Source organism: Nocardioides sp. (assembly GCF_025964975.1).
GTDB lineage: Bacteria > Actinomycetota > Actinomycetes > Propionibacteriales > Nocardioidaceae > Nocardioides.
Genome location: NZ_JAOPXV010000129.1, coordinates 1 through 7,018 on the forward strand (window position 1 = coordinate 1; position 7,018 = coordinate 7,018).

The 7,018-nt window shown below is 72.3% G+C and carries 8 protein-coding genes; 6 read left to right on the top strand and 2 right to left on the bottom strand.

The genetic code is table 11. The annotated features are described in order from the left end of the window. A partial coding sequence (locus JWN68_RS09525; protein WP_297738085.1) for a class I tRNA ligase family protein occupies window positions 1-658 on the bottom strand: 658 nt, incomplete at its 3' end. 76 nt (window positions 659-734) lie between these two features. Between JWN68_RS09525 and JWN68_RS09530 the strand changes: the two genes are divergently transcribed. From JWN68_RS09530 to JWN68_RS09545, 4 genes are all read left to right on the top strand, one after another. Beyond that, window positions 735-1,742 (top strand): hypothetical protein, encoded by a 1,008-nt coding sequence (locus JWN68_RS09530; RefSeq protein ID WP_297738087.1) that lies wholly within the window; start codon window positions 735-737, stop codon window positions 1,740-1,742. 118 nt (window positions 1,743-1,860) lie between these two features. Further along, window positions 1,861-2,664 (top strand): hypothetical protein, encoded by an 804-nt coding sequence (locus tag JWN68_RS09535; RefSeq protein WP_297738089.1) that lies wholly within the window; start codon window positions 1,861-1,863, stop codon window positions 2,662-2,664. 43 nt (window positions 2,665-2,707) lie between these two features. Next, entirely contained in the window at window positions 2,708-4,069 is a 1,362-nt protein-coding gene (locus tag JWN68_RS09540) for a folylpolyglutamate synthase/dihydrofolate synthase family protein (protein ID WP_297738091.1), read from the top strand. Then, window positions 4,066-4,455 carry a DUF4233 domain-containing protein gene (locus JWN68_RS09545; protein WP_297738093.1) on the top strand — a complete coding sequence of 130 codons (390 nt, stop codon included), beginning with the start codon at window positions 4,066-4,068 and terminating at the stop codon, window positions 4,453-4,455. Before JWN68_RS09540 ends, JWN68_RS09545 begins: the two co-directional genes overlap by 4 nt. 1 nt (window position 4,456) lies before the next feature. Here the strand turns inward: JWN68_RS09545 and JWN68_RS09550 are convergent, their stop codons facing one another. Further along, window positions 4,457-5,797, bottom strand: a complete 1,341-nt coding sequence (locus JWN68_RS09550; protein ID WP_297738095.1) for a PLP-dependent aminotransferase family protein — start codon at window positions 5,795-5,797, stop codon at window positions 4,457-4,459. A 70-nt stretch (window positions 5,798-5,867) separates the two neighbouring features. Here JWN68_RS09550 and JWN68_RS09555 point away from each other — a divergent pair, with 70 nt between their 5' ends. Further along, on the top strand, window positions 5,868-6,566 hold the full coding sequence (locus JWN68_RS09555) for a pyridoxamine 5'-phosphate oxidase family protein (protein ID WP_297738097.1): 699 nt from the start codon (window positions 5,868-5,870) through the stop codon (window positions 6,564-6,566). After that, entirely contained in the window at window positions 6,563-7,000 is a 438-nt protein-coding gene (gene ndk, locus JWN68_RS09560) for a nucleoside-diphosphate kinase (RefSeq protein WP_297738098.1), read from the top strand. Before JWN68_RS09555 ends, ndk begins: the two co-directional genes overlap by 4 nt. Window positions 7,001-7,018 lie beyond the last annotated feature (18 nt).

Sequence of the window (7,018 nt, forward strand, 5' to 3'; positions counted from 1 at the left end):
CCGTCTGGAAGGTGACGTCCCACAGGGTCGGCGCCTCCTGGAGGTAGGCCTCGCCCCGGGCGAAGTTGCGCAGGAAGGCGGTCTGGCTGACCTTCTGTGCCTCTGGCCCGATCGTGGTGTAGTTCTCCGCCCAGTCGACGCTGAGGCCGAGCGTGCGCCACAGCGACTCGAAGACCAACTCGTCCTCCTCGACCAGCTGTTCGCACAGCTCGACGAAGTTGGGGCGGCTGATCGGGATCTGCTTCTTCGCATCCGGCTTCTCCGGCGGCGTGAAGTCGGCGTCGTACGGCAGGGATGGATCGCACCGGACGCCGAAGTAGTTCTGCACCCGGCGCTCGGTCGGCAGTCCGTTGTCGTCCCAGCCCATCGGGTAGAAGACGCTCTTGCCTTTCATCCGCTGGTAGCGCGCGATCAGGTCGGGGTGGGTGTAGGAGAAGACGTGGCCGACGTGCAGGCTGCCGCTCACCGTCGGGGGCGGGGTGTCGATCGAGTAGACGTCCGCGCGTGAGGCGGTGCGGTCGAACTTGTAGGTCTCGTCGTTCTTCCAGCGCTCCGACCACGTGGCCTCGAGCCCTTCGAGCACGGCCTTGTCCGGTACGACGACGTCGCGGCGGGCGGACGTCGTCGTGGACTCGGGCTCGGGGTTGGTGGCAGTCATGCGCGCAGTCTATGAGCGGCGTCGGGAGGCGAGAAAACGAGTTACCCCCACGGAGCCCCGGCACTGGCGTTGCCGCATGCGACTCGAGTTCTTCAGCCACCCCGCGCTCTTCCTCGGGGCGGCCGGTCCCCTGCTCGCCGCCGACCCGGTCCTGGGCAGCGTCATCGCGAGCGTCACCGAGGGGACCGCCCGCGAGGTGGCCCGCGGGGACGACTCCTGGGCTGAGGTGGGCGCGCCGGTCGAGCGCTGGTGGGTGGCTGTCCGCGACGAGTCGGGCGAGGTCGTCGGCGCCGCGATACGGACCGCACCCTTCGCGCCGTACCCGACCTTCAGCGTGTCGATGAGCGACGAGGCCGCCACCGCCCTGGCAGCAGCGCTGCACGAGCGGGGGGAGTTCCTCGGTGGTGCGAACGGCGCACTGCCGGGCTCGCGCACGCTGGCCGAGGAAACCGCTCGGCTCTGGGGGGCGACGATGGTCGTCGACCAGCACACCCGGCTGTGGGAGGCCACCAGCGTCGAGGTGCCCCCTGCCCCGGAGGGCGAGCTGCGACAGGCCACCGAGGACGATGCCGAGCTGGTGCTGGCCTGGTTCACCGCCTTCCATCGCGAGGCCGACGAGCAGGCGGGACGCGAGCCCGACCCGGAGTCCGGCGAGCACAACACCCTCGACAGCGTCCTGGCCCGCATCCGCGAGGGCGTCGATTGGGTGTGGGAATCGCCTGACGGCGAGGTCGTTCACCTCACCGGCGCGGGGCTGCCGGCCTTCGGGGTGAGGAGGATCGCGCCGGTGTCCACGCCGAAGGAGCACCGCGGACGGGGCATCGCCTCCCACGTCGTGGGCGAGCTGACCCGACGCGGACTGGAGGCTGGACGCCGGATGCCTGTTCACCGACCAGGCCAATCCCACGTCCAACAAGATCTATGCCGGCCTCGGCTATCGGCCGGTCTACGACATGGCCGAGCACCTCATCTCCGCACCCGCCGCGGTCTAGGGTCGGCGGACGCGGCGTCCGATCCTGCTCGCGACCACCCTCGGCCTCCTGGCGGCCAGCTTCTCCTCGGCTCCTGCGACGCAGCCGCCTGAGGAGCGGGCGGCGTGAGCATCTGTCCACGCCGTCGGTGGGTGCGAGCTCTTCCCCGCCGACAACCCCTGGAACCGGCGCATCGACCGCCGCCCGGTCTGGACGTGGTCGACGGCCATCGTGGGCAAGCAGGCGGCCGGCGCCGAGCTGCACCTCGACCTCGGCACCACGGAGGACTACTACGGCATCCCGGGCAACGTCGTCGACGAGGACCAGCCGCTGCTGCCGTTGTCGTTCGGCGTGGACGGGGAGGACAACGGCGACGAGAGCGACCGGGGTCCGGTGTTCGTGCCGGCCGACGCCGCCATCGAGGGCGGGAGCTCGGCCGACCCCGATCCGGACGAGGGCGACCGGCATGTCATCGCCGTACGCCGCGGGACGTGCGACCTGATCGAGCTGTACGCCGCCGAGCGCGTGCGTGACGCCAGCGGCACCGTGGTCGGATGGGGGGCGGCCTCTGCTGCCCGCTGGGACCTGTCGTCCAACCGGCTGCGCCAGGCGGGATGGACCTCCGCCGACGCGGCGGGGCTACCGATCCTGCCCGGGCTGCTGGACTACGAGGAGGCGGGCTCGGGCGCGATCACGCACGCCTTGCGGTTCACGCTGCCCTCCGCGCTACGCCTACACCTGGCCGGCCCGGCACTGCGGGCCGTCGGGCAACACCGCCCTCGACCTGCCGGCCTACGGCCTGCGCTCCGGTTGAAGAAGTCCTTCCCGACCTCGCGCTACACCGGTGCCGCCCGCGCCATGGTGGTGGCGATGAAGCGCTACGGGCTGGTCTCCGCCGACCAGGGTTCAGCTATGTATGTCACCGGCACCGCCGACCCGCGGTGGGCCGATGCCCTCGAGGAGTTCCGCGAGCACCCGCTCGATGGCGGGTCGCTCGAGGTGGTCAAGCCCTGGCGGAGAGTCGTGCGCTGCTGAGGACGCACGACCACACCGCGGCACGCCCTAGACTTCCCTCGAGATGAGTGACGACGCTGCAGACGCCCGCCCGGCCCAGACCTTCGCGGAAGCCGAGGACGCGCTGCTGTCCCGCTGGCCGGAGACCAGGCTCGAACCCAGCCTCGAGCGCATCCGCGCCTTCACCGAGCTGCTCGGGGAGCCGCAGAGCTCGTTCCCGGTCATCCACCTGACCGGCACCAACGGCAAGACCTCCACCAGCCGCATCATCGAGACGTTGCTGCGCGCGCTGGACCTGCGCACCGGCCGCTTCAGCTCTCCGCACCTGGAGAAGATGAGCGAGCGGATCAGCATCGACGGCGAGCCGCTCAGTGACGACGACTTCGTCCGGGCGTTCAACGACGTTGCGGCGTACACGCACCTGGTCGACGCGGACCAGGACCACCCGCTGTCGTTCTTCGAGACCGTCGTGGGCATGGCCTACGCCGCCTTTGCCGATGCGCCGGTCGACGTCGCTGTCGTGGAGGTCGGCATGGGCGGCGGCTGGGATGCCACCAACGTCGCGGACGCCGACGTCGCGGTCGTGCTGCCCGTGTCCGTGGACCACGCGCAGTATCTCGGCGACTCGCCGCTGAGCATCGCCCAGGAGAAGGCCGGCATCATCAAGCCCGGGTGCGTCGCCGTCCTGGCTGAGCAGTCGGACGACGTCACCGCCCTGCTGCTCGAGCGCGCCGCCGAGGTGGGAGCAACGGTCGTCCGGGAGAACGTGGACTTCGGGGTGGAGCACCGGGTGCCCGCGGTCGGAGGACAGATGCTCATCCTGCAAGGACTCCGCGGTCGCTACGACGACGTCTTCCTGCCGTTGTACGGCGCACACCAGGCCCAGAACGCCGCCGTGGCCCTCGCCGCCGTGGAGGCGTTCGTGGGGGAGGCGACGCTCGACGTCGAGCTCGTGCGCGCGGCCTTCGCCGAGGTCACCAGCCCGGGTCGCCTCGAGATCATCCGCCGGAGCCCCACCATCGTGCTGGACGCGGCGCACAACCCCCATGGAGCAGCGGCGATCGCCGAGGCCCTCGAGGACTCCTTCAGCTTCTCCCCGCTGGTCGGCGTGATGGGCATGATGGGCGACAAGGACGCCGACGGCGTGCTCGCCGCCTTCGAGCCCCACCTCTCCCACGTCGTGTGCACCCAGAACTCCACGCCCCGCTCGATGTCGGCTGCCGACCTGGGCCGCGCGGCGAGCGAGATCTTCGGCGAGGACCGCGTCAGTGTCGTGCCGGACCTCGCCAGCGCGATCGACCAGGCGGCGACGATGGCGGAGTCCGGGGACGACGGGGGCTACGGCCTCGGGTCCGGGGCAGTGCTGGTCACCGGGTCGGTCGTGACGGTCGGCGAGGCGCGAGCCATGCTGAAGGGGCGTCGATGAGCGTGCCCGAGGCTGCCGGCAACACCGAACGGTCACCACGTCGCGGCATGTGTGCCGCGGTGCTGTGCCTCGAGGCGATCACGCTGGGGCTCACCACTCCCGTGATGATCACGATCGCCGGCGTCTCCGCGGGCACCGCGCTGCTGGTGGGCCTCGGACTGGCCGTCCTGTGCCTGCTCCTGGCGGGCATGCTGCGAGCTCCGTGGGCCTACGCCCTCGGCTACGCCGTCCAGGTCGCTGCGGTCGGTCTGGGGTTCGTGATCTCGATGATGTTCCTCCTGGGCGCGATCTTCGCGGTGCTGTGGACCGCGGCAGACTTCCTCGGCCGCAAGATCGAGCGCGAGAAGGCGGCCGCGTGGGCGGCGTACCGCGCGGAGAATGTCTGAGTCACTCGGTCAGCGACTGCTCCAACGACCGGGCCAGCACCCCGCACGCCCGTTCCAGCTCCTCGTCCGTGGGCCCGCCGAACCCGACGACCAGCCCCGTCAGGTGCGCGCTGCGGCAGTAGTCCGCCAGCAGGTTGACCCGGAACCCCGCGGCCGCGGCGGCCGCTTGCGCTCGAACTGCGCGGTCGTGGGGGAGGAGCCAGGTCGAGTACATGCCTGCCACCGGGCCCGCGAGCTCGGCGTACGGCGACAGCGCAGCCACGACGCGTAGGGCGCGCTCGGCATAGACGCGGCGCGCGCTGCGGACGACGGCGTCGAGATAGCCGTCGCGCACGAGGGCGACGAAGGCCCGCTGCACCGGCCACGCGGGCGCGTCGTGGGTGATCGCCCGGCGTCGTTCGATCGTCGCGCGCAGCGAGGGCGGCGGCACCATCCAGCCCAGCCTCAGCGACGGCAGCACCGACTTCGACGCGGTGCCGAGGTAGGCGACGACCTCCGGGTCGAGCGAGGCCAGGGCGGGCACCGGCGCGACGTCGTAGCGGAACTCGGAGTCGTAGTCGTCCTCGATCACCACGGCCCCGTCGCGGCGTGCGGTGGCCAGCAGGGTGAGCCGGTCCTCGGCCGGCATCACCCGACCGAGCGGATGCTGGTGGGCCGGCGTGACGTACGCCGCAGCGCACCCGGACAGGTCATGGACGGCCGCGAGGGCGGGATGGTCGCGCACCCCGCGACCGCTCTCCAGCACGGTGAGCGCGGCCGCGCGATAGCCGGGGTCCTCGACGACGACAGGCCGCGCAGGCAGGACGGCGAGCACGTGCCGCAGCCCGGCGGTGGTGCCGGCCGTGACGTGCACATCGTCCGGGTCGACGACCAGGCCGCGTGTCGTGCCGAGCCGGGCCGCCAGCAACGCGCGCAGCTCCGGGATCCCCCGCGGGTCGTCGTATCCACGCGGCGGGGTGGCGGCGGAGACCTCGCGCCAGGCGCGACGCCAGGCCGCGTCGTGCCGGGCGTCGATCCACGGGGTGCCGGCATCCAGGTCGATGAGCGGTGGCGGCGTACGAGCAGCAGCCCGAGCTCTCGGCGGGGCCGTGCGGGCCCCGACCCCGGTGCTGATCCAGCTGCCCGAGCCCTGGCGGGCGTCGAGCCAGCCCTCGGCGCGCAGCTGGTCCCACGCCTGCTCGGCGACGGCGCGGGACACGCCCAGGTCCGCCGCCAGCCGGCGCGTGCTGGGCAGCCGCGTGCCGGGAGCCAGGGTGCCGGCGAGCACCAGTCGGCGTACCTGATCGGCGAGCTGGACGCTGAGCGGTCGGGGGTCGGAGCGGGTGAGGGTGACCGGAAGCATGAAGTGGCCTGTCGAAGTGGGGGATGATTGGCCCGTGCGCCTGGGCCACTCGACCGCCACGATGGTAGCCATGAACTCGAGGACGACGCTGGAGCCCACCGAGCGGACGACGATCGGCCGCGGCCGGGACCGCGCCGTGGCCGACCGCGAACGACTGATGGCGCTGTTGGCCGACGCGCTGATCGCGCACGTGGGCGTGGTCATGGGTGAGCACCCCGTCGTGCTGCCGACGGCGTTCGCCGTCGACCCCGACGGGCCGGACGAGGGCGGGTCCCTCTACCTCCACGGCTCGGTCGCCGCGGCGTGGCTGCGCGCGGCGCCGGCGGCCACGGTGTGCGTGAGCATCACCGAGCTGGACGGACTGGTGGCGGGGCGCTCGGCGTTCCACCACTCGATGAACTACCGCTCGGCCGTCATCATCGGGTCGGCCCGGTCGGTGGATGACCCGGCTGAGCGCCAGCGGGCCCTGGACCTCATCGTCGACCACATGATCCCGGGCCGGTCGGCGACCCTGCGGGCCAGCACGCGCAAGGAGCTCGCCGCCACCGCCGTGGTCGCGGTGCCGCTGAGGGAGGCCTCGATGAAGGAGCGGGCCGGTGGGCCCGGGGACGAGCCGGAGGACGTGGCGGCCGGGGTCTGGGGCGGCCACATCCCGCTGCGCCAGGTGGCCGCCGAGGCGGTCCCGGATCCGGACGCGCGCGGGCCGGTGCCCCGTGACGTGGCGGCCCGGGCGAGCGCCCTGATGCCGGTCGCTACCCTGCTCCCATGACCGAGTCGGCAGTCCAGCGTTCCCTCGTCCTCGTCAAGCCGGACGGCGTACGCCGCGGCCTCACCGGCGAGGTGATCCGCCGGATCGAGGCGAAGGGCTACACCTTGGTGGCCCTCGAGCTGCGAACGGCGACGCCCGACCTGCTCGCCGAGCACTACGCCGAGCACGAGGGCAAGCCGTTCTACGAGCCGCTCGTCGAGTTCATGCTGTCCGGCCCGGTGGCCGCGATGGTGATCGAGGGGGAGCGCTGCATCGAGGGCTTCCGCTCGCTCGCCGGCGCCACCGACCCCACCGTCGCGGCGCCCGGCACCATCCGTGGCGACCTCGGTCGCGACTGGGGCTTCCCCGTCCAGCAGAATCTCGTGCACGGCTCCGACTGCGAGGAGTCGGCGGCGCGGGAGATCGGGATCTGGTTCTCGCAGCTCACGGCCTGACGCGAGCTCGCTCGCGGT